This is a genomic window from Asanoa ferruginea (assembly GCF_003387075.1).
GTDB classification, from domain to species: domain Bacteria; phylum Actinomycetota; class Actinomycetes; order Mycobacteriales; family Micromonosporaceae; genus Asanoa; species Asanoa ferruginea.
In genome coordinates this window covers 3,513,960-3,538,269 of record NZ_QUMQ01000001.1, presented here as the reverse complement: position 1 = coordinate 3,538,269, position 24,310 = coordinate 3,513,960, and the positions used below count along the sequence as shown (strand labels likewise).

At 71.0% G+C, this 24,310-nt stretch carries 21 protein-coding genes; 3 read left to right on the top strand and 18 right to left on the bottom strand.

Features of this window, described 5'->3' with window-relative positions:
• Positions 1 to 11 precede the first annotated feature (11 nt).
• The 12 genes from DFJ67_RS16710 to DFJ67_RS16655 form a co-directional block, all read right to left on the bottom strand.
• Positions 12 to 965, bottom strand: coding sequence for a sortase (locus DFJ67_RS16710; RefSeq protein ID WP_147315522.1), 954 nt, complete (start codon positions 963 to 965; stop codon positions 12 to 14).
• A complete protein-coding gene (locus tag DFJ67_RS16705; protein ID WP_116068812.1) occupies positions 952 to 2,595 on the bottom strand; it encodes an Ig-like domain-containing protein in 1,644 nt (547 codons plus the stop codon). Before DFJ67_RS16705 ends, DFJ67_RS16710 begins: the two co-directional genes overlap by 14 nt.
• Positions 2,596 to 2,667: 72 nt before the next feature.
• Positions 2,668 to 3,846, bottom strand: a complete 1,179-nt coding sequence (locus DFJ67_RS16700) for a hypothetical protein (protein ID WP_116068810.1) — start codon at positions 3,844 to 3,846, stop codon at positions 2,668 to 2,670.
• A gap of 188 nt (positions 3,847 to 4,034) precedes the next feature.
• Positions 4,035 to 6,632: a hypothetical protein gene (locus tag DFJ67_RS16695; protein WP_116068808.1), complete on the bottom strand. Its 2,598-nt coding sequence runs from the start codon at positions 6,630 to 6,632 to the stop codon at positions 4,035 to 4,037.
• Positions 6,629 to 8,224, bottom strand: a complete 1,596-nt coding sequence (locus tag DFJ67_RS16690; protein ID WP_116068806.1) for a phosphate ABC transporter substrate-binding protein PstS — start codon at positions 8,222 to 8,224, stop codon at positions 6,629 to 6,631. The genes DFJ67_RS16695 and DFJ67_RS16690 overlap by 4 nt, the downstream gene beginning before the upstream one ends.
• The gene (gene pstA / locus DFJ67_RS16685; RefSeq protein ID WP_239097429.1) at positions 8,221 to 9,480 is read right to left on the bottom strand and encodes a phosphate ABC transporter permease PstA; all 1,260 of its coding nucleotides are present in this window, start codon (positions 9,478 to 9,480) and stop codon (positions 8,221 to 8,223) included. Before pstA ends, DFJ67_RS16690 begins: the two co-directional genes overlap by 4 nt.
• Positions 9,477 to 10,529 carry a phosphate ABC transporter permease subunit PstC gene (gene pstC / locus DFJ67_RS16680; protein ID WP_116068805.1) on the bottom strand — a complete coding sequence of 351 codons (1,053 nt, stop codon included), beginning with the start codon at positions 10,527 to 10,529 and terminating at the stop codon, positions 9,477 to 9,479. The genes pstA and pstC overlap by 4 nt, the downstream gene beginning before the upstream one ends.
• Entirely contained in the window at positions 10,529 to 11,140 is a 612-nt protein-coding gene (locus DFJ67_RS16675) for a hypothetical protein (RefSeq protein WP_147315521.1), read from the bottom strand. Before DFJ67_RS16675 ends, pstC begins: the two co-directional genes overlap by 1 nt.
• A 70-nt stretch (positions 11,141 to 11,210) precedes the next feature.
• Positions 11,211 to 11,912, bottom strand: coding sequence for a hypothetical protein (locus DFJ67_RS16670; protein WP_116068802.1), 702 nt, complete (start codon positions 11,910 to 11,912; stop codon positions 11,211 to 11,213).
• Between the two features lie 82 nt (positions 11,913 to 11,994).
• Positions 11,995 to 13,206, bottom strand: a complete 1,212-nt coding sequence (locus tag DFJ67_RS16665) for a CehA/McbA family metallohydrolase (RefSeq protein WP_116068800.1) — start codon at positions 13,204 to 13,206, stop codon at positions 11,995 to 11,997.
• Between the two features lie 67 nt (positions 13,207 to 13,273).
• A complete protein-coding gene (locus DFJ67_RS16660) occupies positions 13,274 to 14,494 on the bottom strand; it encodes an RNA polymerase sigma factor (RefSeq protein WP_116068798.1) in 1,221 nt (406 codons plus the stop codon).
• A 5-nt stretch (positions 14,495 to 14,499) separates the two neighbouring features.
• Positions 14,500 to 14,826: a YciI family protein gene (locus tag DFJ67_RS16655; RefSeq protein WP_239097430.1), complete on the bottom strand. Its 327-nt coding sequence runs from the start codon at positions 14,824 to 14,826 to the stop codon at positions 14,500 to 14,502.
• Positions 14,827 to 14,922: 96 nt separating this feature from the next.
• Here DFJ67_RS16655 and DFJ67_RS16650 point away from each other — a divergent pair, with 96 nt between their 5' ends.
• The 3 genes from DFJ67_RS16650 (at position 14,923) to DFJ67_RS16640 (ending at position 17,657) form a co-directional block, all read left to right on the top strand.
• Positions 14,923 to 15,462, top strand: a complete 540-nt coding sequence (locus DFJ67_RS16650; RefSeq protein ID WP_116068796.1) for a dihydrofolate reductase family protein — start codon at positions 14,923 to 14,925, stop codon at positions 15,460 to 15,462.
• A 27-nt stretch (positions 15,463 to 15,489) separates the two neighbouring features.
• A complete protein-coding gene (locus tag DFJ67_RS16645; RefSeq protein WP_116068794.1) occupies positions 15,490 to 16,734 on the top strand; it encodes an MFS transporter in 1,245 nt (414 codons plus the stop codon).
• A gap of 446 nt (positions 16,735 to 17,180) precedes the next feature.
• Positions 17,181 to 17,657, top strand: coding sequence for a GNAT family N-acetyltransferase (locus tag DFJ67_RS16640; RefSeq protein ID WP_116068793.1), 477 nt, complete (start codon positions 17,181 to 17,183; stop codon positions 17,655 to 17,657).
• Positions 17,658 to 17,680: 23 nt separating this feature from the next.
• Here DFJ67_RS16640 and DFJ67_RS16635 read toward each other — a convergent pair whose 3' ends face one another.
• The 6 genes from DFJ67_RS16635 to DFJ67_RS16610 form a co-directional block, all read right to left on the bottom strand.
• Positions 17,681 to 18,679, bottom strand: a complete 999-nt coding sequence (locus DFJ67_RS16635; RefSeq protein ID WP_116068791.1) for a peptidase — start codon at positions 18,677 to 18,679, stop codon at positions 17,681 to 17,683.
• Positions 18,680 to 18,695: 16 nt separating this feature from the next.
• The gene (locus DFJ67_RS16630; protein WP_116068789.1) at positions 18,696 to 19,232 is read right to left on the bottom strand and encodes a hypothetical protein; all 537 of its coding nucleotides are present in this window, start codon (positions 19,230 to 19,232) and stop codon (positions 18,696 to 18,698) included.
• Positions 19,233 to 19,400: 168 nt separating this feature from the next.
• The gene (locus tag DFJ67_RS16625; protein WP_116068788.1) at positions 19,401 to 20,744 is read right to left on the bottom strand and encodes an FAD-binding oxidoreductase; all 1,344 of its coding nucleotides are present in this window, start codon (positions 20,742 to 20,744) and stop codon (positions 19,401 to 19,403) included.
• 73 nt (positions 20,745 to 20,817) lie between these two features.
• Positions 20,818 to 22,011 (bottom strand): MFS transporter, encoded by a 1,194-nt coding sequence (locus DFJ67_RS16620; protein WP_116068786.1) that lies wholly within the window; start codon positions 22,009 to 22,011, stop codon positions 20,818 to 20,820.
• Positions 22,008 to 23,180: a 4-hydroxybenzoate 3-monooxygenase gene (locus tag DFJ67_RS16615; protein WP_116076291.1), complete on the bottom strand. Its 1,173-nt coding sequence runs from the start codon at positions 23,178 to 23,180 to the stop codon at positions 22,008 to 22,010. The genes DFJ67_RS16620 and DFJ67_RS16615 overlap by 4 nt, the downstream gene beginning before the upstream one ends.
• A gap of 5 nt (positions 23,181 to 23,185) precedes the next feature.
• Positions 23,186 to 24,307, bottom strand: a complete 1,122-nt coding sequence (locus tag DFJ67_RS16610; protein ID WP_116068784.1) for a 5-methyltetrahydropteroyltriglutamate--homocysteine S-methyltransferase — start codon at positions 24,305 to 24,307, stop codon at positions 23,186 to 23,188.
• Positions 24,308 to 24,310: the final 3 nt, after the last annotated feature.

Here is a 24,310-nt window from a genome sequence, read left to right as displayed (position 1 = left end):
TCTCGAGCTGGCTACAGCAGGTTGGGCAACAGGCGCGCGGCCTGGTCGGCGACGGCGAGGCCGAGGAAGGCGAGCACCGGGACGCCGACGATCCAGGCGTGCCAACCGCTCATCCGGGTGCGCAGCCAGGTGACCGCCACCGCGCCGAGAAGCAGGCCCTGGCCCCACAACATGGCCCAGATCCAGCCGGTGGAGTCGACGCCCATCACCCGTTCCGCGGCGGGCAGCGACGACTCGCCGAAGCGCCGGGCCGGCGTCGGCTTGGCCGGCGAGATCAGGTCGGCGTCGACATAGACCACGCCGTCCGGGTCGAACGCCCGGCCGTGCGCGGTGATCAGGGTCAGCCGGCCGGCGCCCGGCACGAGCGGCTTCGGTTCCGGCTCTCCGGGCCGGCGCAGGCCGGCCACCCGGTATTCGGACTCGCCCTGCCCGGTAGTCGCGTAGACCGGGTCACCCGGAATCAGCTTGGTCGAAAGGTCGCGGAACGGCGCACCGTAAGCGGATTGGCGTCCCATCAGGACGCTGGTGCCGCGCTGTCCGGGTAGGACGGTGTCGCGCCGGTGGCCGGGGCCAGCCCGGAGCACGTCACCGCTGGTGCCCTCGACCACCACGACCGAGTTCATGCCGATCGACGGGATCCGCAGCACGGCGACCGGGCTGCCCGGTGCGACGAGTTGCTCGGGCAGCGGGGCCCCGTTGGCGTCGTAGCTCACCCGGTATTGCCCGACCGGCGCGGTGCCGAGCTTGAGCTCGGCCCGGAAGTCGGCGAACAGGGTCTGCTGGTCGCGCTGGTATTGCAGCCAGGAGACCGCGGTCAGGTGCGCGATCAGGCCGACGGCGAGCACCGCGACGATGGTCAGCGCGGTGCCGACGACCTGAAGCGACAGGTTGGGTGGGCGCGGCGGCGCCGCCGGCCCTGGTTGGGCCGGCGGCGCCGATGGCGGCGCGAGGTCAGGCGCCGTCATCAGCACGGTCCAACCACGGCACCGACGGAAGCAGCCGACGCCGGCGGCCCGCGGTCACGGCCAGCAGGCCGATCCCGACCAGTCCCCCGCCGACCATGGCCACGCCGACGATCGGCGCACCGGTGCGCGGCAGGCTTCCGCCGTCACCGGAGCCCGGGTCGTCCGAGCCGGGGTCGTCGCTTCCCGGGTCGTCGTCCCCGTCGGTGATGGTGATGGTCTTGGCCGCCGACGTCGATCCCGCGAACGTGGTCGAGTCGGTCGGCACGAACTCGGCGGTGATCCGGTGGGTGCCGATGGCCAGGTCGTTGACCGAGATGGCCGCCGAACTGGTGGGGTTGAGCGGCTTCGGCGTGCCGAGGACCTTGGCGCCGTCGCGGAAGGTGACCGTGCCGGCCGTGCCGGTCGGTGCCACCGTGGCGGTCAGGATGATCGACGTGTTCTGCGGCTGCTCGCCGTCGGGCGTCGCCGTCAACGTGGTCGTGGTCGGCCGCTTGTCCGGCTCGTCCTCGCCGCCGACGATCACGTAGGTGACCGGGGTCGACGCCGACCCGCTGAAGGTGGCCGAGGTGAAGGCCGCGTCGATGCTGAGCGTGCCGCCGGGCAGGTCGGTGGTCTTCGTGCTCGCCACGTGGTCGACCACGTCGACTTCGGCGATCGTGACGACCGTGGTCGAGGTGCCGCGCCGATAGCGCAAGGCCACCTTGCCGGTCGCCTCGGGCGGCGAGACCATGGCGGTGATCGTCACCTCGGCACCGTGGTTGGCCGTGCCGGCGGGGCTGACCGCGACGGTGACCTCGGAGGGAATCGTCTCGCCGGGATTGCGCACGTTGAGCCGCACCTTGGCCGACGTCGAACCGTGGTAGGGCGCCGTCGATGCCGCGGTGAACACGGCGGTGAGGTCGTGGAACTTGTCCTTGAGGTTGGCCGGGATGGTCGTCGTCTTCAACACCGCCTGGCCACCGGTCACCGGACCCTTGCCGAGAGACTGCGGCCCCTTGTCGTCGTCGGGCGAGTCGTAGAAGAACTCGACCTCGCCGGTCGCGGCCGCCGGAGTCACCGACGCGGTCAGCGTCACCTCTTCGGTGGCCACCACCGACCAGGTCGGCGAGACGGTCAACGCCGTCTCGGTCTCTTCCTTCGGCTGCGGACAGGTGTTGCCGACCGCCCAGGCGTTGCCGCAGACGATGATCGGCGTCCGGAACTCGTCAGGATGCCGCCCCTCGGTGAGGCTGTAGCACTCGATGATCACGACCCACTGGCCGTCGGCCGGCTTGACGCCGCCGAGGGCCGTCTGGAACGACCGGTTGGCGTTGACCGTGACGGGCGCGAGGTCGAAGTCGCCGCCGCCGAGCGAGACCGCCAGGTTGCTGTAGGGGCCGGCGGGCGGGCCGACGCGCAGCGCGGCGTTCTCACCGAAGCCGGTCGGGCAGGGCCGGGCGCTGACCGCGGACGCGAACATGGGCGTCTGGTCGACCAGGCCGTCCTGCTGCGACAGGGTGACAGCGCCGAGCGAGGCGGCGCTGGCGGCGTTGGACGCGATCACCAGGGTGCCGCCCGCGATGCTCATGACGGCGGCCGCGAGCGCGCAGGCGCGCGCGATCAGCCGGGACAGACGACGACGCCGGGACATCGCTGGCGACTCCTTCGAGTTCGACGGGTCCGGGCGGCCTGCTGGGCCGCCCGGACCGCGTGGTGGGGCTGGTTAGGCGTTGGCCTTCAGGTCGGTCGCGCCGCAGGCGGCGTTGAGCAGGTCGACGCCGTTCGTGCGCTTGCCGAAGCCGAAGAGCTCGATGACGCTGCGGTTGGTGCCGCCGACGTTGACGGTCGTGGTGCAGACCTTCGAGTTGGCGCCGACGAAGGCGTTGACGATCGCCGCGTCCGCCAGGTCGGCGGTCGGGACGACGTTGTAGACGTCGCGGCGGAGCGGGAAGGCAGTGTTGAGGATGCCGCCGACAACGGGCTGCTGGATCGCCTGACCCGGAAGCCGCATGCCGGTCAGCGCGGCCTGGCCGCGGCGGTCGGTCACCGTCACGCCGGTCGCGGCCTGGATGGCCGCCGTGTTGCCCTGCGCGATGAACTGACCGGCCGAGAACGGCACGATCTGGTTCAGGTTGCCGTTGAGAACGGTGCCGTCGTGCTCCTGCACCCGCTCGAAGTTGGGCGCTGCCGGCGTGGCCGGGTTGCTGTCGGTGTCGCGGGCCAGGCAGCTGTAGTCACCGAGGTTGATCTCGGCTTCGGTGATGCCCATCTTGCCGGCCCAGAACTGCCAGGTGCCAGAGGCGGCCTGGATCATCCGCGGGGTCACCGGGTTGCCGGCGATCGCGGTGTCGAAGCACTTGTAGACCCGCTGCACCTGGGCGAACGAGATGTTCGCCGGGATGTCGCCGTTGGCGTTGCGGGCCAGCGCCACGGCGTCCACACCGAACGGGATGTAGGTGTAGTTGCCCGCGGTCGTCGGCGGCGTCGGGCCGCCGTAGGACGAGGAACGCGCGAAGTCGACGCAGTTGGCCACGTTGGCGCCCTGGAAGAAGCCGGCGCCGCCGTTGGTGCCGCCCAGGTTCTCGCCCTGCGAGGCGCGCAGCGCCTGGCGACCCGCACCCGAACCGTCGGGACGGTTGAAGGTGCAGTTGGCGGCCTTGGTCTTGATCTGCACGCTGCCGCGCGCGTCCCACGACGCGATGACCTTGGCGTTGGCACCGTCGGTGACGAGGCTGCCGAACCCGTTCATCACGTCCTGCGTGGTGTCCGAGCCGACACCCGTGAGGGTCCGGAAATCGGTCGACGGGTTCGGGTCCGCCATGGCCGGTCCGGCCATGGCGGCGGCCCCAAGCGCGGCGGCCAGGAGGACGACGCCCACCCGGCCGACGTTCTTGACCTTCATGTGTGCTCCCTTTCTGCGGGGCATGGTGCTCGTTGCCGCCCTGCTGACGGACGAGGCCCAGTCATCGTCGCGAGCGCCGGACCGGCGCCGATACCGCGCGCGGACGAACGTTTCGCGCGCCTGAGTTCCGCCAACACGTAGGCCGGATGAACACCGACCGACCGGTTCGTTGACGCCACTGTGGACGTTCATGACCGGCCGGCCCCGATCCGCTTGAGGATCGGGCCGATGATCCCGCCGGCGAGCCCGACCAACAGGATGATGATCAGCAGATTGCGCGCCATCCCCAGTGGACCGCTCGGCGTGACCGCGGATGCCCGGTCGACCGGTGGTGCCGGCGACGCGGCCACCGGAGCGATCGAGGGCGGCGCGCCGGCGGTCGGCACGGCCGGCGGAACCGTTGGCGGCACGGCCGGCGGCGTGGGCAGCGGTGCACCGCGCTCGAGCGTGTCGGCGGCCTGCATCGTCTGTGCCCGCATCGCCTGCGGCAGCGGCGTGTAGCCCGCGGGGAGCTGGCCCCGGCCGAGACCCGACTCCTGCCCGTCGCCGGCGATCTGGCGCAGGAAGGTGGCGTAGTCCTTGCGCGCGTCCGGCGCGTCCCAGAGGTTGCCGACGGCGTAGTTGATCATCGCGAGCGGGTAGGCGCCGGGCGTTTTCCAGGCCGTCGCCGGGTCGATGACCTTCACACCCTTGACCGCCGAGTCCTTGGCCGTGGCCGCGGCCGCGCGCAGGGAGGCGTCGTCCGGTGTGCGGCACTGCTTCGCGCCGACCAACTTCTTGGTCTCGTCGCGCAGTGGCATGCAGAGCTGCGCCGCGAACAGGCCGTAGCGATCGGCGGAGGCGGTCTCGGTGATCGACATCGACATCCGGTAGCCCGGCGGCTTGCGCGGGATCGGGTCGTAGTTCGGCGGCAGCAGGTTGAAGTTGAACGTCGGCTGCCGGCCCTTGGGATCGGCCCGCAGCGTCTGCAGCGCCGCCTCGGAGAGGCTGCCCATGTAGGGCCGCATGTTCTGCGTGCAGTGCGGGTAGATGATGTTGTCGGCGATCTCCTCGGTGCACTTCCCGTCGGCCTTGGGGAAGGTGTCCAGGTCCTTGTTGATCGCACCCAGGTAGTTCTTGTTGATCCGCATGCCGTTCTCGTCCGGGGTCCCCTTGAGGAACGCGGCGGCCTCCGTGTCGGCCAGCAGCCAGCGCCAGACCTGCCGGGTGCCGGCCGAGTTGCCGAGCGCGACCATCAGCCCGTCGAGGGTCGACGACTGGGTGCGGTCCCACCAGTCGAAGACCGGGTTGATGATCCGGAACTCCGGGTCGTCGCGGATGCTCTCGTAGTTCTTCTTGTCGAGCGCCTCGACGTCTTTGGCGTCCCGCCGATAGCTCTGGGTGAGCAGCTTCGCGACCAACCGCGGGGTGAGCTTGATGTCGCTCAGCGCGGAACCGGTCAGCGCCACGTAGTCCGGTGGCACCGTGCCGTCGGCCTGGTTCGGGTCGACGATGTTGGCGTCGACGTTGATCGCGATCTCCATCCCGCTCAACGTCACGGGCGCGTGCACCACCGGCGTCCCGCCCGGCGGCGGCTGCACCGGATCGGCCGTGAAGACCAGGCCGGGCGCGCCGACGCCGGTGAGCTGCACCTGCCGCGCGGCCTCGGCGTCACCGATCGCGGAGTAGCCGATAACCGGGCCCTTGTCGGCGCAGACGCCGGGCTGCCACGCGGTGACCGCCTCGGCCACCATCTCGGTGCCGGCGGTCCGGCGCTCCGACTGGTCCAGCGGGCAGAAGCCGGTCACCGGGCGGAAGTCCAGCGGCACGACGATCCGATTGACCCAGTTGGCCGGCAGCAGCGGGCTGCCGTGCACCGCACCGTCCTGCGGGTTGACCTCGATCTCCTTGTGGTACGGGTTCTTGTGCCCGCGCGGCACGATCACCAGCGAGCAGTGCGGCCCGGGCACCGTTTTGCCGGCCCGTTCGACCGTCGGCGCACCGCATCCGAGGTCTGGGGCCCGGCCCGCGTCCTGGAGCTCGAAGATCGCGCGACCGGTGCCGTCGCCCGAGGTCAACGCCCACGGGATCTCGTTGGTCGAGGGCTCGGCGAACGACTCGCGGAGCACGTCGAGGTCGGTCTCCTCGACGGTCTGACCGGGGATGGCCGGGTTGGGGATCTGCAGGAACGGCTTGTAGGAACTGCCGTCGCGGAACCGGATGCCCTGCACCGTGCGGAACGGGATCATCTTGGCGTCCGGCCGTAGCGTGCCCGGAAGCTCCCGCTCGTCGACGTCCTTGGTCTTGGGGTCGTCGACATCGGCGGGCGCGACCTCGGCGGGATCCCGGGTCGGATAGTTCTCGAGTCCCAGGGTCAGCGAGCGCGAGTTGGCCGCCTGCGAGGTCGGTCCGGACCGGCCGGTGAACGGCGACCCGATGTTCATGCCGAACTGGCAGGTCTCCCGGAAGGCCAGGCCCAGCAGGTCGTTCGGGTCGTCGGGGTCACCCCAGCACTGCATGATCTGGAGATAGTCGATGCCCAGCGACCGGTTGCGCGGCGTGGGCACGCCGCCGGTCCAGGTCACCTCGACCGCCTGGTTGGTGAGGTCCCGGGTCTGCCCGACGGTGACGGCGAGCCCGGAGAAGTCTTCGACCGGCCCGTTGCGGCCGTGCACGGTCACCGCGGAATCGCCGGCACCCGCCGCGCTGTCCTGCGCGGCCAGCGACCGACCCTGGCCACCGATCCCCACCAGCACGATCCCGGCCGCCAGCGCGAGGGCCAGGCTGGCCGCACCGAGCCGCCTCATCGCCGCCGCTCCCGATCGTCGGCGCGGTTGCGCCAGCGCGTGGCGAGCAACGGCGGGATCAGCACCAGCCCGAGCACGACGAGGCCGACCAGCAACATCGTGGTCTGCTGGAGGCCCCAGCCCGGCCGGCCGGCCAGGTCGACCGGTTCGGCGCCGACGAGTTCGGTGTCGTCACCGCCGCCCGCCCCGACGTCCTGTGGACCCGCGCTCGCCGACGCCGTCGGCCCGGCGGACGGGGCGCCCGTGGCGGTGGCACCGCCGGTGCTCTGCCCGGTCGGGGTGCACCGGGCCGAAGCGGTCACCGGGGTGTCGACCTTGGCTCCGCCCGTACCCGTGCTGCTCTGTTTGGCTCCGCGCTTGTCACACGGAGACGGCTGGGGTGCCGTTTTGGCCAGCGTGTTGGAGCCGTCCTTGGAGAACGTCGGGTTGTTGCACTGTTCGAGCGGCGCTTTCCGTTTGACCGCACCGGGAATCTTCGCGACCTGCGCGAAACCGGCCTCCACGAGGTTCTTCGGCAGCGGCGAATAGCCGAGCACGTCGGCCTGCTGCTGCCCCTCGCAGAGGAAGTAGTTGGCGAACTCGCCGAGGGTGTAGCCCTTGTCGATGTTGATGCCCCGACCGAGTTCGGTCGGCACGATCATGTAGGAGTAGGACGAGAGCGGGTAGACCCGCGGATCGGTGAAGCTGTAGACGTCGTCGAGGATCTGGGTCAGATAGTCGCGCGAGCCCGAGTTGGAGTTGATCCGCGCCTTGGTCAGCGCCACCGCCACGTTCGGCGCGGTCGGCTCGACGTAGTAGTCGGCCCGGTTGCGCAGCTTCACCACCGGAAACCGGGCCCCGATGGCGTACGAGTATTCGACGTAGGTGATCGCACCTTCGGCGTTGGCCTGTTGGACGTAACCGGTGACGCCGGTCGAGCCCTGTTGGCCGACGAACCCATCGGACGAGCGGAACGGGTAGAGCGAGGTGATGCCGCACGGCGCCGGCTTGCCGAACTTGCGGCAGTAGGCGTTCCAGATGCTCGGATACTGCTTGCTCATCCAGAGCGTGAACTGCGCGCTGGTGCCCGAGCCGTCCTGCCGCACCACCGGCACGATCCGCCGGTTGGGAAGCGTCAGCCCCGGGTTGTCGGCCTTGATCCGCGAGTCGTTCCAGGTCTTGATGACACCCGTGAAGATGTCCGCCACCACGTCGCCGGAGAGCCGCAGGTTGGTGACCTGCCGGCCGCCGATCTTGAGGTTATACATGAACGCCGTGCCGCCGGCCACGATCGGCATGTAGGCGAACTTGCGCGGTGGCGCGTTGTCCGCGCCGCCGAACGAGTCGCGCAGGCCGTAGGGAATCTCGGAAACGCCGAAGTCGACCGCCGCGTTGCGGAACTGGTTGCGGCCGTCGGTCGAACCCGTCGGCTGGTAGTTGATGTAAAGGTTGCGCTGTAGGACGTTGCGCCGCCAGTTGTCGATGGCGTTGGCGCTCCACGTCGAGCCCGCACCGTTGATCGGGACGCGCCTGGGTGCGGCGGCCGCGGGTGCGGGCACGAGCGCCACGATGGCGACCGCGGTGGCGGCGGCGATCAGGGCTCTGACCTTCATGTGCTGACCTCGGAGTCGTTGCGGGTGTTAGCGGCTCGTTGTCGTTCCCGGCCGGCGAAGCGCACCGCGTCCCGGTAGGACCGCCCGGCCCGGCGCCGCCGCTGCCCGCGGCCGAGCTGCCCGGCCGGCTTCCCGCCGATGATCCGGGCGATCGCGAAGAGGACGAGCACGAGGAACATGAGCACGGCGGCGCCGCCGAACCCGCGCGCGATCATCCCGGCGTCGGGGCGGGTGACGGAGGTGAAGACGTACAGCGGCAACGAGATCTGTGGCTCGTGCAGCGGGTTGGCGTTGGTGTAGGCGGTGACGCCGGAGGTGAGCAGCACCGGTGAGGTCTCGCCGATGCCGCGGGCGGTGCCCAGAATGATCGCGGTCATCAGGCCGGAGCGGGCGGTCGGCAGCACCACGTGCCAGACGGTGCGCCACTGCGAGCCGCCGAGCGCCAGCGACGCCTCGCGCAGCGTGCCCGGCACCAACCGGATCACCACGTCGGCGGCGCGGATGACGATCGGCAGCATCATCACGCTGATCGCGAGCGACGCGGCGAAGCCCGACTTACCGACGGCGATCCACTGTAGACCTTCGGGGAGGTTGTCCTTGGCCCGGTTGAGCAGCAGGATGACCGACGAGTAGATGAACAGGCCGGCGACCACCGAGGGCAGCGCGGTCATCGCCTCGACGATGGTCCGGACGAACCGGCTGAACCGGCCGGGCAACTCGGCCAGGAAGACCGCCGCCACGATGCCCAGCGGCACGGTGAAGGCCAGCGCGAGCGCGATCTGTTCGAGCGTGCCGACCACCGCGTGCCGGATGCCACCGACCGACAACGGTTGCAGCGGGCCGGCGTCGCGCATGTCGTCGGTGTAGAAGTTGCGGTGGCCGAGCGCGTCCAGGCCGCGATACATGGTGAACACCACGACCACGACAAGCGCCAGCAGCATCAGCACCGCGAGCCCGTGCACCAGCACCGCGGCGAGCCGGTCGCGCACCGTCGGTCCGCGCTCGTCGAGGCCGGTCAGCAACCCGTAGATGGCGACGAACAGCACGAACGTCACCACGACGAAGCCGAGGACGCCGTCGAACGGGGTCAGCCGGGTGAACAGCAGCGCGGTCAGCGACAGCGCGGCCCAGGCGGCGCCGAGCGCGACGAAGATGTCGGTCCGCCGGGTGGCGCCGAGCGAACGGCGCACCTCGACGCCCGCTTCGGCGGTGCGCTCCGGCAGCGTGGTGGTCTGTTCGTTGAGCGTCATCGTCATGCCTCGCTCGATGCTCCCGACCGGCTGCGACTGATGATCATGCCGGCGAACAGGTTGACCACGAGCGTCATGGCGAAGAGCACGAGCCCGGCGCCCATCAGGGCGGCCACGCCGATGTCGGTGGACTCCTGGTAGCGGGAGGCGATCAGGGCGGAGATCGAGCCGCCGCCGTTCTGGAGGATGTGCGGCTGGATCACGAAGCCGATCGAGATGATCAGGACGACGCCGATCGTCTCGCCCAGCGCCCGGCCCAGGCCGAGCATGGTGGCGCCGATCATGCCGCCCCGGCCGAACGGCAGGACGACCGAGCGGATCATGCCCCACTTGGTGGCGCCGAGGGCGTACGCGCCCTCCCGCTCCCCCGGCGGCGCCTGGCCGAACACCTCACGCATGACCGACGCGATGATCGGGGTGACCATCATCGCCACCACGATCCCGGCGATGAACGTCGACGAGGTCAACCGGCTGGCGCTCGCCTCGGGATCGCGCGGCTGGTATTCGTCGACCGAGAGCAGCGGGATCCAGCCGAAGTAGGTGGTCAGCCAGCGGGGCAGCCCCTCGCCTTGGTTGCCGACCACCAGCAGGTGCGGTTGGAGCAGGAAGAAACCCCAGATGCCATAGACCACACTGGGTACGGCGGCCATCAGGTCGACGAGGTTGACCAGGAACGGCGCGATCCGGCGCGGCGCGTACTCGGAGATGTAGAGGGCGGCACCGATCGCCATCGGCAGCGCGATGGTGATCGCCACCAGGCCGATCAGGATCGTGCCGACCAGCACGCCGGCGACGCCGAAGTGGTTGCCCTCGGTGTCCCAGTCCTGCGTGGTGAGGAAGCCCCAGCCGGCCCGCCGCACCGCCGGCCACGCCTGCACGGTCAGGAACAGGCCGACCAGCAGCATGATGACCAGCACCGTCGAGCCGGCCACCCGGGCGATCGTCCGGAACGCCCGGTCGCTGCCGAGCAGCCGGGTGCGCACCACCCGGGGCCGGTCGGCCGGACCGTCCGGGGTGGCCGGTGTGACGGTGGAGCGCTCGTCGACGACGACCATCAGCCCGCCAGCCCGCCCCGTAGTCGTTCACCGCGCCGCCAGCCCGGGCCCGGGTCGAGCCGCTGCCGGCCGCGCCGGGCGCTGCGGGTGCCGGCCACGATGTCGGCCGTCGGCAATGCCTCGAGGAACTTGGCCAGGTTGTAGGCGCATTCGCGGGTACGCAGATAAGAACGGCTCGACGCCGCCACCGGCACACCGTCTAGTTCGATCCGCCAGGTCCATTGCCCGGTGCGTTCGACGGTCGTCTCGACCGGCACCACGCGGCCCGCGTTCGCCTTCATGTGCTCAACCGATTCCCGGCATTCGGCATAGGCCTCGTGATATGTCGTGCCCCGGCCCAGCGGTCGGTTGTTCGGCGAAACCAGCATCCACAGGATGCCGTCGACCGGCGCCTCCGCCGGCGGCTTGCCCTCCGGCATCGGCAGGGCCAGAAATACGAATCGGGAACGCTGCATCGTGGTCCCCTCCCTGTCCGCGCGCATCACACGCCGGTCGCGCCTCCCCGCTCGGCGAGCTGGTGGCCCGCACGCGACCGGCACCAGATTCGGCAGGGCCGATGACTCGGTACGACGCGTCGTGCGCACGCCAGACATGCGGAAGATGAACAGCACGTATTGACCCATCCACCGTTCAGCTACCAACTGACGCTGGTGGGACTAGGGCGCGAAATTGCGTCCGCATTCACCGCGATTTGCCGGGGGTCCGCCTGGTCAACAAGAAGACCAACCCGAACACACAAAGCACTCCGGCAAGTCCGGCGATCCACCACGCATTGCCGAATGAGGCATTTCCGGATCGGTTGTTCGCGGCGAGGCGCGGGTCGATGTCGGCCGGGTTCGCACCGCTGACGTCCGGGGGCGTCGAGGCGGCCGGCAGGGGCGGCGCGGCGTCAGCGCCGGACGCGGCGCCGGTCTGGGTCGGGCTGGCACCGGCCGGCCGCCCGCTGCGCCACCGCCCGCCGGAAACCGTGATCGGCGTGACGAAGCGCTCGGGGTGCATGCCGTCGGTGATGCTGTAGCACTCGACCACGACCTGCCACTCGCCGTCGGTCGGGCGCACGTTGCCGAGGGCCATCGTGAACGAGCGGTTGGGCTTCACCGACACCGCCTTCTTGTCGTAGCCGCCGGCGGTCAGCGGTTTGGCCACGTTGGCATAGGGCCCGCCGACCGGCCCGATCCGGACCATCGCGTCGGCGCCGAAGCCGGTCGGGCACGGCGCGCTGGCGGTCGCGGACGCGAAGATCGGGTTGTCGTCGACCGAGCCGGCGCTCTTCGCGAGCGTGACCTGGCCCAGCGGCGCCGCGACGGCCGGCGCGGGAAGGACGAGCGGGGTCGCGGCGAGCGCGACGGCGGCCGCGACCACGCGGCGAAGGTATCGGTTCACACGCACGGTGTAGTCACCGCCGACGACCGTGGCCTCTCGCGAAAGCGCGCGCCAGACGGCGCCGAGGTGAACGGCCTTGCTCTCACGGTTGTAGCCACCACGGGCTGGAGTAGGCGACGCCGAAGTCATTGCACGGATGGTTGGCCGGCCCGGGCGACGGGTTGGCCTGGCTCGGGTCGGAGACCCGCAGCACCACCCAGTTGCCGTCGGCGACGTTGAGCGGCACGGTGAACGTCGCGACCGAGCCGGCCGTCGTCTCGATGACGTCGACCACCTTCGGCGCCCGGGTGTCCGGGCGGAGCACCTGGATGTGCAGCGGCTTGCCGGCCCACTCCGGCCCCCGGTCGAGGTCGACCGCGAACTGCACGGCGCCCGAGGTGATGCCGAGGACACCGCCCATCCGCACACCGCCGGCCGTGGCGTCGAGGCGGAAGCCGCTCACCCGGGTGGCGAAGAAGCGCCGGGCCCGCATCGCGGCGAGCACCTCGGCGCGGGTGTTGCCGGTGACCCAGAGCCCGGCGCGGCCCAGCCCTTCCTGGAACCCCCAGTTGGTGCCGTGCTCGTCAGTGACCCCGATCAGGCCGGTCCGCCAGCCGGCGTTGAGGCAGGCGACCAGCGGCGACGAACCGGTGTCGGACCAGCCGTCGAACAGGTAGTCGTCACCCCGGTTGAAGATCTCCATGCTGACCAGCTGCTCGCGCGCGCCGCTGTTGAAGCCGAAGTTGTCGAAGCGCAGGATCTCGCGGCCCGGGTGGTTGAAGCCCGCAACGCCGCCGTGCCCGGCGAGCCAGTTGAAGAACCGGCTCATGCTGCTCGCGCCGGCCAGGTCGACGTAGTCGTTGGTGAACCAGACGTTGGAGTGCCCGAGCAGCGGGTGGCTCCACTCGAAGCCGCGCAGGGCGGTGTAGCTGCCCGGCACGTTGGCGGCGTCGGCCAGCGCGCCGGCCCGGTTCCACTCCGAGCGGCTCAGCCCTTCGATGGCGAAGAGCGTGGTGTGGTCGGTCAGGGCGGCGACGTCGAGGCCGGCGTCGCGCATCGAGCCGAAGACGAGGTCGGGGTTGCCGTCGCCGTCGGACATCAGCGTGTGGTTGTGCAGGTCGCCGTGCACCAGGGTGGTGCCCTGGGTGATCCGCGAGGCCCGGTCGGCGCCGGCCGCGAGGCCCGGTGCGACCTGGACCCGCGCAGCCTGGGCGGTGCCCGGCGTCGCGGTCAGCAGGAGCAGCCCGCCGGCGCCGGCCAGCAGGCCGCGGCGAGTGAGGCTGCCATGGTCATGGGTGTCGTGTTGTCCGCTCACGGGTTCCAGTCGACCCGATGCCCCACAACGCGTCGATACATGCGGATGGATTGATGGAGAACTCGGGCTACATTCCGGCGCGCTCCAGCAGCACGTCGCGCTCCCGGGTGTTGCGGGCGAGGTCCGCGGCGCGGGCGAACTCGGCCCGGGCCTCCGCGTCGCGGCCGAGCCGGCGCAGCAGGTCGCCGCGCACCGCGGGCAGCAGGTGATAGTCGCGCAGCGGTTCGGCGAGCCGGTCGACGATCTCCAGGCCGCGTTCGGGCCCGAACGCCATCGCGACCGCGACGGCCCGGTTGAGCTCGACCACCGGCGTCGGCGTCTGGCGCACCAGCAACTCGTAGAGGCCGGCGATGCGTACCCAGTCGGTGTCGCCGGGTTGCCGCGCCTGCGCGTGGCTGGCCGCGATGGCGGCCTGTAGCACGTAGGGGCCGTCCTGCCGGTCGGCCCGCAGCAGCGACGCGAAGCCGCTGCGGATCAGCGTCTGATCCCAGCGGCCGCGGTCCTGCTCGAGCAGCGGCACCGGCGCACCGTCTGGCCCGAGCCGCGCCGGCATCCGCGACGCGTGCAACTCCATCAGCGCGACCAGGCCGTGCACCTCGGCCTCGCCGGGCGCCAGCCCGGCCAGCATCCGGCCGAGCCGCACCGCCTCCTCCGCCAGCGCCGGCCGCATCCAGTCGTCGCCCGCCGTCGCGGCGTACCCCTCATTGAAAATCAAATAAATGGTTTCGAGTACGGCGGCCAGCCGCGCCGCGCGTTCGGCCGGCGGGGGCACCTCGAACGGGATCTTGCGATCGCCGAGGGTCCGCTTGGCGCGGGAGATCCGCTGGCCGATGGTCGGTTCCGGCACCAGGAAGGCGCGCGCGATCTCCGCCGTCGTCAGCCCGCCGATCATGCGGAGGGTGAGCGCGACGCTGGACTCGCGGGACAGCACGGGATGGCAGGCGATGAAGATCAACCGGAGTACGTCGTCGTCGATGCCCGTGCCGTCGTCGAACTCTTCCTCGGCGGCCGTCTGCTGCTCCGCCGCGCGGCCGAGTTCGGCCAGGTTGGCGCGCAGCCGGTCGTCGCGGCGCAGCCGGTCGATCGCCCGGTGCTTGGCGGTCAGCATCAGCCAGCCGCCCGGGTTGGGCGGGGTGCCCTTGACCGGCCACTCCTCCAGCGCGGCGAGCAGCGCGTCCTGGGCCAGGTCTTCGGCCAGCCCGACGTCGCGGACCAGCCGGGTCAGGGCCGCGACGATCCGCGCCGACTCGAGCTTCCAGACCGCCTCGACCGTCGCGCGGGGGTCCATCGCTGTTACTCCGGGCCGTACACCTGGCGGATGTCGCCTTCGCCGTCGCCCTGGATCGCCCAGAACCGGCGGCTGATCTCGATCGCCTCGTCCTTGGAGGCCGTCTCGATCACCGCGAAGCTGACGATCGTCTCCTTGGTCTCCGGGTAGGGCCCGTCGACCACGGTGATCTTGCCGCCGCTGGCCGTGACATGGCTGCCCTCCATGGCCAGCCCGCCGGTCGCGATCAGCACGCCGGCCCGCGACATCTCGTCGACGAACCGACCCATCTCGGCATAGAGCGCCTCGTCGGGCTCGCGTACGCCGGCGTTGAGGGTCATCAGAAATCGCACGTCGAGAAATCTAGCCGATCGTTGTCGAAATCCGGTCCGGCCGTTCGCGGGGTAGGTGTCGGGCGGATCCGCCGCCCTGGTTCACCGGGAGTAGTCATGCGTGAGATCACCGTTGCGGAGTTCATCTCAGTGGACGGCGTCGTGGAGGCGCCGGAGAAGTGGCACTTCCCGTGGCTCGACGAAGAGATGATGACCGCGATGTGGTCCGAGCCCGCCGACACGTTGCTGCTCGGCCGGGTCACCTACGAGAGCTTCGCCGGCGCGTTCGCGGGTATGCCCGCCGACGACCCGGTGGCGGCCAAGATGAACCGGCCGGAGAAGGTCGTCGTGTCCCGCTCGTTGTCGTCGCTGTCGTGGGTCAACTCGCGGCTGCTGCCGCCCGGCGACGTGGCCACTGAGGTCGCTTCGCTGAAGGCCGGTCCGGGCGGGCCGATCACCATCACCGGCAGCATCACGCTCAGCCGGACGCTACTGGCCGCCGGGCTGGTCGACCGGCTCATCCTGCTGGTGCACCCCATCGTGGTCGGGTCGGGCGAGCGCTTCTTCGCCGACGGCGGCCCGCGGGTGCCGCTCAAGCTGTCGAAGTGTGATGTTTTCAGTTCTGGCGTGACACACCAGATCTACGCGGTGGGCTGACCGCCGCTGCGCTATCGTCCGGTCCCGATGCGCGCCCTGCTGGCCGACCGGCCCTTCGCCCTCCTGTTCACCGCCCGCACGATCTCGGTGCTGGGCACCGGCTTCGGCCGGGTGGCGCTGGCCTTCGCGGTGCTCGCGCTGCCCGGCTCGTCGCCGACGACGCTGTCGATCGTGCTGGCCTGCCAGGCCCTCCCCCAGTTGGTGCTGATCCTGGCCGGCGGCGTGATCGGCGACCGGTTCGCGCGCCGCCGGGTGCTGCTCGCCGCCGAACTCTTCGCGGGCGTGGCCTGGACCGGCCTGACCCTGATGTTCCTCACCGACCACGCGCCGCTGCTGGCGGTTAGCGTGTTCGCCGCGCTGGCCGGCGTGGCGAGCGCGGTGTTCCTGCCAGCCTTCGACGGCGTGGTTCCCGACCTGGTGCCCGCTTCCCTTCGACAGCGCGCCAACGGCTTGCTGCGGATCGGTTTCAACCTGGGGCTGATCCTGGGCCTGTCCCTGGCCGGCGCGACGGTGGCGGTGGTCGGTGCGGGCTGGGCGGTCGCGCTCAACGCCGCGTCCTTCTTCGTGTCGGCGGCCCTGATCCTGGGCATCCGCACGCCGGCCGGCCCACCCCGGCCGCCCGCCTCGGCGTGGTCGGACCTGCGCCGGGGCTGGCAGGAGTTCTCGTCGCGGCAGTGGCTGTGGGCGGTGGTGGCGCAGTACGCGTTCGTGGTGGCCGCGATCAACGCTTATGTCGGGGTGTTCGGCCCTCTGCTGGCGGTCTCGGACCTGGGCGGTGCGCCGGCCTGGTCGGCGATCACCGCGGCCCAGGCGGCCGGCACGTTCCTCGGCGTCGGGATCGCGGTCCGGGTCCACCCGCGCCGGCCGGTGCTGATCGCGGCGCTGGTGACGGCGGCGGCCGCATTGCCGATGGCGTTGCTGGCGGCGTCGGCGCCGTTGCCGGCAGTGGTGGCGGCCGCGTTCCTGGCCGGCGTGGCCGGCGACGTGTTCGGGGTGCTCTGGTCGACGACGATGCAGCGCGAGGTGCCGTCCGACGCGCTGTCCCGGGTCAGCTCGTGGGACCTGCTCGGCTCGCTGTCGTTCGCACCGCTGGGGCTGCTGGTGGCCGGCCCGATCGCGGCGGCGGCCGGCACGTCCAACGCACTCTGGGGGTGCGCCGCCCTGGTCGTGCTGGCCACGGCCGGCGCATTGCTCGCCCCCGAGGTACGCCGCCTACGAGCACCGGGTGCCGCGGAGATATCGCCCGCGCCCGAGCCAGCGAAGGTCGCGTAACAAGTCGTGGCTGCCCCGCCCCCTCCACGCGCCGCGCCCGCTGTCACCGACCTGTCGACGCCGCGCATCGGGGTGGACCCAAGCCACCGCGACGCTCCACACCCCGCGCCACCAGGCCAGCGCCAGGCGCTCGCTACCGACCCAAGCCAGCGCGACGTCCTCGCCGCGCGCCACCAGGCCAGCGCCAGGCGCTCGCTACTGACCCAAGCCAGCGCGACGTCCTCGCCGCGCGCCACCAGGCCAGCGCCAGGCGCTCGCTACCGACCCAAGCCAGCGCGACGTCCTCGCCGCGCGCCACCAGGCCAGCGCCAGGCGCTCGCTACCGACCCAAGCCAGCGCGACGTCCTCGCCGCGCGCACCGCACGCGCCGATCGCGCATTCGCGCGCTGAACGCGGCGGCGCGTAACGCGGTGGCGGTCCTTGGCCGGGTGGGGCATTCTGCTGCGATGGTGGATCTTCGGGTGTTGTCCGACGATGACTGGAAGCTGTGGCGAGACCTGCGGCTGGCCGCGCTCGCCGAGGCGCCCTACGCCTTCGGGTCGAAGCTTGCCGACTGGCACGACGCGGGCGAAGACATGTGGCGCGATCGGTTGCGCATCGCGGGGGCGTTGGACCTGGTCGCCTACCTCGGTGAGGAACCGGTCGGGATGGCCAGCGGCGTGCCTACCGGCCCGGGCACCGTCGAGGTCATCTCGGTCTGGGTGAGCCCGGCCGGGCGCGGCCACGGCGTCGGTGACGCACTGATCAAAGCCATCGCCGACTGGGCCGCCACCTCGGGTGCGACCGTCGTGCGGCTGTCGGTCCGCGCAGACAACGCGGCGGCCATCCGCCTCTACGAGCGGGCCGGATTCATCCACATCGGACCCAACGACGAGGACCCCGCCGAGATCCTCATGGAGCAGACCGTGTCCGGGGCCCCATAACGAGGGGCCCCGGACATCGGGGCTCAGTGGTGCCGGGGCCGGTAGTGAAGACCGACGACCGGCGTGACCGGTCGACGCCGGCGAAGCGCGACCGCGCCGGTGAAAACGGCGAGTAACGCACCGCCGCCGGCCAGGCCGATCCAGCTCCACGGCCAGGTGCCGCCGTCGGCGACCAGGCTGACGCCCGGCGGTGGGAGCGTCACCACGCGGTTGAGCTTGTGCTTCACGATGCCGCTGGCGAGTTCGAGGTCGAGCTTCCAGTCGCCGTCGGGCAGTTTGGCGTCGAGCGCCGCCATCACGATGCCGGTGGCTCCGGGTGCCAGCGTGGTGGCCGTGTTCAGGTGGTAGGGGCCGGCCCGCATGCTGCCTGGGCCGTCACTGAGGCTCAGCGTGCCGGTCAGGTCCAACGCCCGTTCGCCGGTGTTGGTGACCGCCGTCGAGATCACCGGCACGCCGTCTGCGCCACGGGTGGTCTTGATCTCGCCAATGTCGAAGTTGGACACCGGCTCGCCGCCGGGGCCGACGTTGAGGTAGACCCGGATCCCGGCCCGCCGGATCGCGCCGATGTTGCCATGCTTGTCGGGAGCGATCCGGGTCTCCGACCACAGCACGCCGTAACGCTCACCCTTCGACGCCTTGTCCGGCACCGCGATGGTCGCCTCGACCTCGGCCGTGTCGCCGGGTTGAAGGACTACCTTGTCGACCGACAGCTTGATCCACGAGGTCAGCTCGTTGCCCTCGCGGTCTGCGCCCGGCAGGAACTCGTCGTTGTTGAGGCTCGCCGCTCCCGGATAGACCTCGAACTCCCGGGCCTGGTCGGTCTGGTTGAGCACCTCGAAGCGCCGGGTGATGGTCGAGCCGGGCTTCAGGTGGTCGACGATATACATGTGCGCCCGCGGATCGTCGCGTCGCGAGACGGGCGCTTCGAGCAGCCGGATGCCGATCTGCCCGTCCTCCGCAGGCGCGGCGGCGCCTGGGGACGACGGCACGGCGACCGCGGCGAGAATCGCCGCGATCGCCACGCCTAAGGGCAGTCGGTTATGCCACCGAATGCGTCACCGTGCCGGTGTAGGTGCCGGCAACGGCGGCCGCCGGCAGTTGGATCGACAGGTTCGGGTTCCACCGCACCGAGTTGGAACCGACCGCGGTGGCGGTGTAGGCCGTGCGCGGGGCACCCAGGTTGCCCGGAAGGCCGGCCACCGGCACCGGAAGGCCGGAGACGATGGTGGCCAGGCCGGGGGTGTAGGTGGCCTGGTCGGCGCCGATGGTCTCCGCGGGGGTGCCGCCACCGGTCTTGAAGGGCGTGGACGAGACGGTGGCCGTCCAGCTGGCTACGAGCAGACCGCGCGTGTCGGCGACGGTGACCGGGCCGATGCTCCCGGAAACGGTCCCACCGGTGACCCCGGAACCGAGATCGACGGTAGTGGTGGGCGCGGTGATGTTGAGGCCGCCCGCGCTGATCGCGAACGTGATGGGGGTTTCAGCGCTGGGTGCGGCCACGGCGGGCGCGGCTCCGAATCCCACCATTGAGGCGAACGCCGCGAGGGCGGCCGCCAGGGTGACGCGTCTGGACATCCTGTAACTCCTCACGAACCACGCCCTGCATCGGGCGTCACGACGGCAACTTCGTGATCACCATAAGAAGTATTCACGTAACTAATCCGACGTATCAGGAAAAATTCCGGCGCAGCGCGAGGGTGACAGGGGTGGGGCGCGCCGCAGCGGCGCGCCCCACGAGATCGATCAGGCTGGCTTGGCCAGAACCGAGTCGGGATCGTAGTGCCAGCGGATCTCACCGAGCCGGGTGTTGGCCTCTTCCGACCACATGGTGGCCAGCCGCTCCGCCGTCACCGGCAGGCCCATCAGGTTGGGATTGCCCTCGGGCAGCGTCCAGGGCGCGACGAGTTGGCGCCAGTCGAACGCCGCGTCGGGCATCACCTTCTCGAACTGGTCGGGCCGCACGCCGACCAGCGCGGACGCCACCACGCCGGCCCGGCCGGCGACCGCCGAGCCGCCCTCGACGTCGCGCGCCGCGGCACCGCCCAGGTGGCGCAACTCGGCCGAGACGAACGGCGGGTCGGCCGCGGGGCCGAAGGTCGACAGGAACGCGGTCGCGAACTCCTGGTCGATCTGGCCCAGCAGCACCCCGTAGACCTGGCTGGCACCCGGCTCGGTCGGATCGTTGTGGATCCTGGCGATCTGGCCCGCCGGCATCTCGCCGAGCGCGTCGAGGTAGACCGGGGCCGCACCGCGCAACGGCGCCGCCAACTCGGCGCCCCGGTCGACCGGCCCCGGGTAGGCGAATCGCAACGAGAGCACCGTGCGCCCGCGCAGCGGCTCGGGGATCTGCTCGAACGGCGGCATCCGGATGATCGCCGCGCTGGTGGAGACCTGGTCGTCTGCGGTCGCGATGTAGTCGACCCAGGCCCGCAGGGCCGGCTCGATGTCGGCGCCGTCGAACATCAGCGAGCCGCCGTAGAGAGTGGACAGCTCGACCAGCCGGACCCGCACCTCGGTCACGATGCCAAGGCCGAACCGGCCGCCGCGCAGTGCCCAGAACAGGTCGGGGTGGTCGGTGTGGTTGGCCTCGACGATCTCGCCGGCGCCGGTGACGACGGTGAAGCTCTCCACATAGTCGGAAGCGAAGCCGTGGCTGCGCGCCAGCGGGCCGAGCCCGCCACCGACCAGCAGGCCGACGACGCCGACCGTCGACGCCGCGCCGGCGATCGGCAACAGGCCGTGCTCGGCCGCCGCCGCGACCACGTTGCCCCACTGCTGCCCCGCACCGAGCGTCGCGGTGCGGGTCTGCGGATCGATGGTCAGCCGGTCGAGCCGCTTCGTGTTGATCATCAGGCCCGACGTGATCGGAACCTCGGCGCCGTGCCCGGTGCCCTGCACGCTGACGTGCATGCCGTGGTCGCCGGCGTAGCGGACCGCTGCCGCGACGTCTTCGGCCGACGTCGCGCCGACCACGAGTTGTGGTGTGTGCGTTGCCGCGGTGTTCCACGCGGCGACCTCGTCGGCGTAGCCCTCGTCGTAAGGGGCCAACACCGGGCCCGTCACCTGAGCCGACAGGGTGGAAGTCATCAAACTCCTCCGATGGCGTGGGTGTGTGTCCCGTCCGTTGTAGCCGCCGGGTGCGACATTCCCACGCCCATCCTCACCGCCCTGCGGGGTCGCTGTGGCGCAGGACACGCCTGGTGGACGCGTTGCCGGCGGCCACCCCGACGACGAGCGTCACCAGACCGACGCCGACCAACGCCAGGTAAGGCACCCGGAATCCGCCCGTCAGGTCGTGCAGGAAGCCCACCGCCACCGGACCCACCGCGGCCAGCAGGTAGCCGACGAAGAACGCCATCCCGGACGCCTTCGGAGTGGCGGCCGGCGTCGGGGCGATCTGCCCGACCACGGTCAGCGCGAGCGTGAAGTTGGCGCCGACCCCGATGCCGAGCAGTCCGGCCCAGAGAGCCGGCGCGCTCAACGGGCTCACCCCGATCAACCCGAGCGGAACGATCGTCAGGAGCAGGCAGACGACGATCGCCGGCCGCGGGTCGCGACGGGTCAGCGCGGGCGCCGCCAGGGCGGAGACGACCTGGGTGGCGCTGAAGAGGGCGAGCAGCCCGCCGGCCTTCCCCGCGGACCAGCCGAGGTCGGTGTAGGTGGCCGCCAACCAGGCCAACGGCGCGTAGTAGAGCAGCGACTGCCCACCCATATACAGCGTGACCATCCAGGCGCCCCGGTCCCGCCACGGCGACCAGTCAAGCTCGGCGGCAGCAGCCGCCGGCGGTGCCGCGGACGACGGACGGACCACCAACCAGACCACCAGAGCAAGAACAGCCGGCACCGCCCAGATCGCCAGCGAAGCCCGCCACGACCCACCAAAGACGGTCCGCAACGGCTCGGTGCCGCCCGCGCCGATCAGCGCGCCGGTGATCAGGGCCGTCGTGTAGAGACCGGTGACCGGCCCCACCCGCGCAGGAAAGCGGGCCCGCACCAGTGCCGGCATCAGCGCACCGCCGACCGCGATCGCGACGCCGACGAACACCGTCGCCGTGTAGAGCAGCCCCACGCCCGCCAGCGGCCGGACCGCGGTCGCCACTGCCACCAGGGCCAGCGCGAACGCCATCGTCCGGCCGGTGCCCCACCGAGCCGCCGCCCACGCCGCGGCCGGCGCGAACAGCCCCATACAGACGACCGGCACCGACGTCAGCACGCCCGCCGCGGAGCCGGAGAGGCCGAGCGAGTCACGCAGCGAGTCGACGATCGGCGGAACCGACGCGATCGCCGGCCGCAGGTTGAGGGCGGCCAGCAGCACCGCCGCGAGCCAGGCGGCGGCCGACCAGCGGCCTTTCACGGAAACGGGAAGCCCACGTAGTTTTCCGCCAGCGACGTCGCCGCCGCCCGCGACGACGTCACGTAGCGCAGTTGAGACAGTTGCAGCGCGCGGTCGAACGGGTCGTTGTCGCTGGTCGGGTGCAGCATCGAGGTCATCCACCAGGAGAAGTGTTGCACCCGCCAAACGCGGCGCAGGCAGGCCTCGGAGTAGGCATCGAGACCGGTCGCGTCGCCGCTGGCATACCAGGCGGTGAGCGCGTCGGCGAGCACCTTGACGTCGGCCACCGCGAGGTTGAGCCCTTTCGCACCGGTAGGTGGCACGATGTGTGCCGCGTCCCCGGCCAGGAACAGCCGTCCGTATTGCATCGGTGACACGACGAAGCTGCGCATCGCGGCGACCGAGCGTTCCAGGATCGGCCCGTCGGCCAGCGACCAGGCCGGGTCCGAACGGTCCAGCCGGGCCCGCAACTCGCTCCAGATCCGCTCGTCGGGCCACTCCGCCAGGTCTTCGTCGGGCCGGACCTGAAGGTAAAGCCGGGTCACCGTCGGCGAACGCATGCTGTGCAGCGCGAAGCCCCGCGAACTGTGCGCGTAGATCAGTTCCTCCGACGACGGCGGCGCTTCCGCCAGGATGCCGAGCCACGCGTGCGGATAGTCGCGCTGGTGCACGGTCAGCACACCGGGAGGGATCGCCGCGCGGGACACGCCATGAAACCCGTCGCATCCCGCGATCACGTCGCAGTGCAGCGTCTGCGCCACGCCGTCGGCGTCCACATAAGACACCGTTGGCGTTGACGTCAGAGCTGACAACGCGACCGACGAGACCGAGAAATGCAGCGGACCGTCCCAGGCCGCGATCAGATCCTTCACCACCTCGTGCTGCCCATAGATGGTGATCTCCCGCCCGGCCAACTCGGTCAACGGGATCCGATGCGCCTCCCGCTCGAAGAGCAACTCGATGCCGTGATGCACCATCCGCTCACGGTGCAGCCGGTCGCCCAGCCCCAGCGAGGTCAGCAGATCGACCGTGCCGTGTTCGAGCACCCCGGCCCGGATCCGTGCCTCCACATGGGACCGAGTCTGCCGCTCCAGCACCACACAGTCGATGCCGCGCGCGCGGAGCAGGTGGGCGAGCACCAGACCGGCCGGACCGGCGCCGATGATGCCCACCTGCGTGCGTGTTTCCAAATCAGTCAGCCCCACACCTCTTGCGCCGTCTCCACGATCAGCGCCAGCTTGGCCACCTCGTCGTCGTAGCTGAGCGCGTTGCCCTCGACCGTCGAGGAGAAGCCGCACTGCGGCGAAAGGCACAGCTGCTCGAGCGGCACATAGCGGCTCGCCTCGTCGATCCGCCGCTTGAGCGCGTCTTTCGACTCGAGCTCGCCACGCTTGGTCGTGACCAGACCAAGAACGACCATCTTGCCCGGGGGTACGAAACGCAGCGGCGCGAAGCCGCCGGAGCGCTCGTCGTCGAACTCCAGGAAGAACCCGTCGACCGCCAGCTCGGAGAACAGCGCCTCGGCGACGAAGTCGTAGCCGCCCTCGGCCGCCCACGACGACCGGAAGTTGCCCCGGCACATGTGGGTGGTCACCGACAGCCCGGCCGGCCGGCCTTCGATCGCCGCGTTGATCTGCTTGATGTAGCGCAGGTGCTGGTGCTCGGCGTCGTCGCCCCGCTCGCTGAGCTGCTTGCGCTGCTCGGGGTCGTTGAGATAGGCCAGGCTGGTGTCGTCGAGCTGCAGGTAGCGGCAACCGAGCTCGGCGACGGCGGCGACCTGGGCCGCGTAGGCCGCGGACAGGTCGGCCCAGAACTGCTCCTCGTCGGGGTAGACCGCCGGATCGATCGACGCCTTCCCGCCCCGGTAGTGCACCATGCTCGGCGACGGGATGGTCAGCTTCGCGGTCACGCCGTCTTCCACAGTGGAGGCGAGGAAGGCGAAGTCGTCGCCGAAGATGGTCTTCTCCAGCCGGACCGGGCCGTCGACGGCCAGCGCCGCCGAGGTGAAGTCGAGGTCGCCCTGCTTGTTGTGGAAGTGCACCCGGATCTTCTCGTCGGTGCTGTGGATCCCGCCGAGCTGGTAGATGAAGTCCATGTGCCAGGACGTACGCCGGAACTCGCCGTCGGTGGCCGATCGCAGCCCGACGTCGCGCTGCATCCGCACCACGTCGCGGACCGCGTCGTCTTCCACCGCCCGCAACTCCTCGGCGGAGATCGTGCCGGCCGCCCGGTCGGCCCGCGCCTTGAGCAACCGTTCCGGACGCAGCAGGCTGCCGACGTGGTCAGCCCGGAACGGCGGCGTGTCGCGCAACGTCATGTC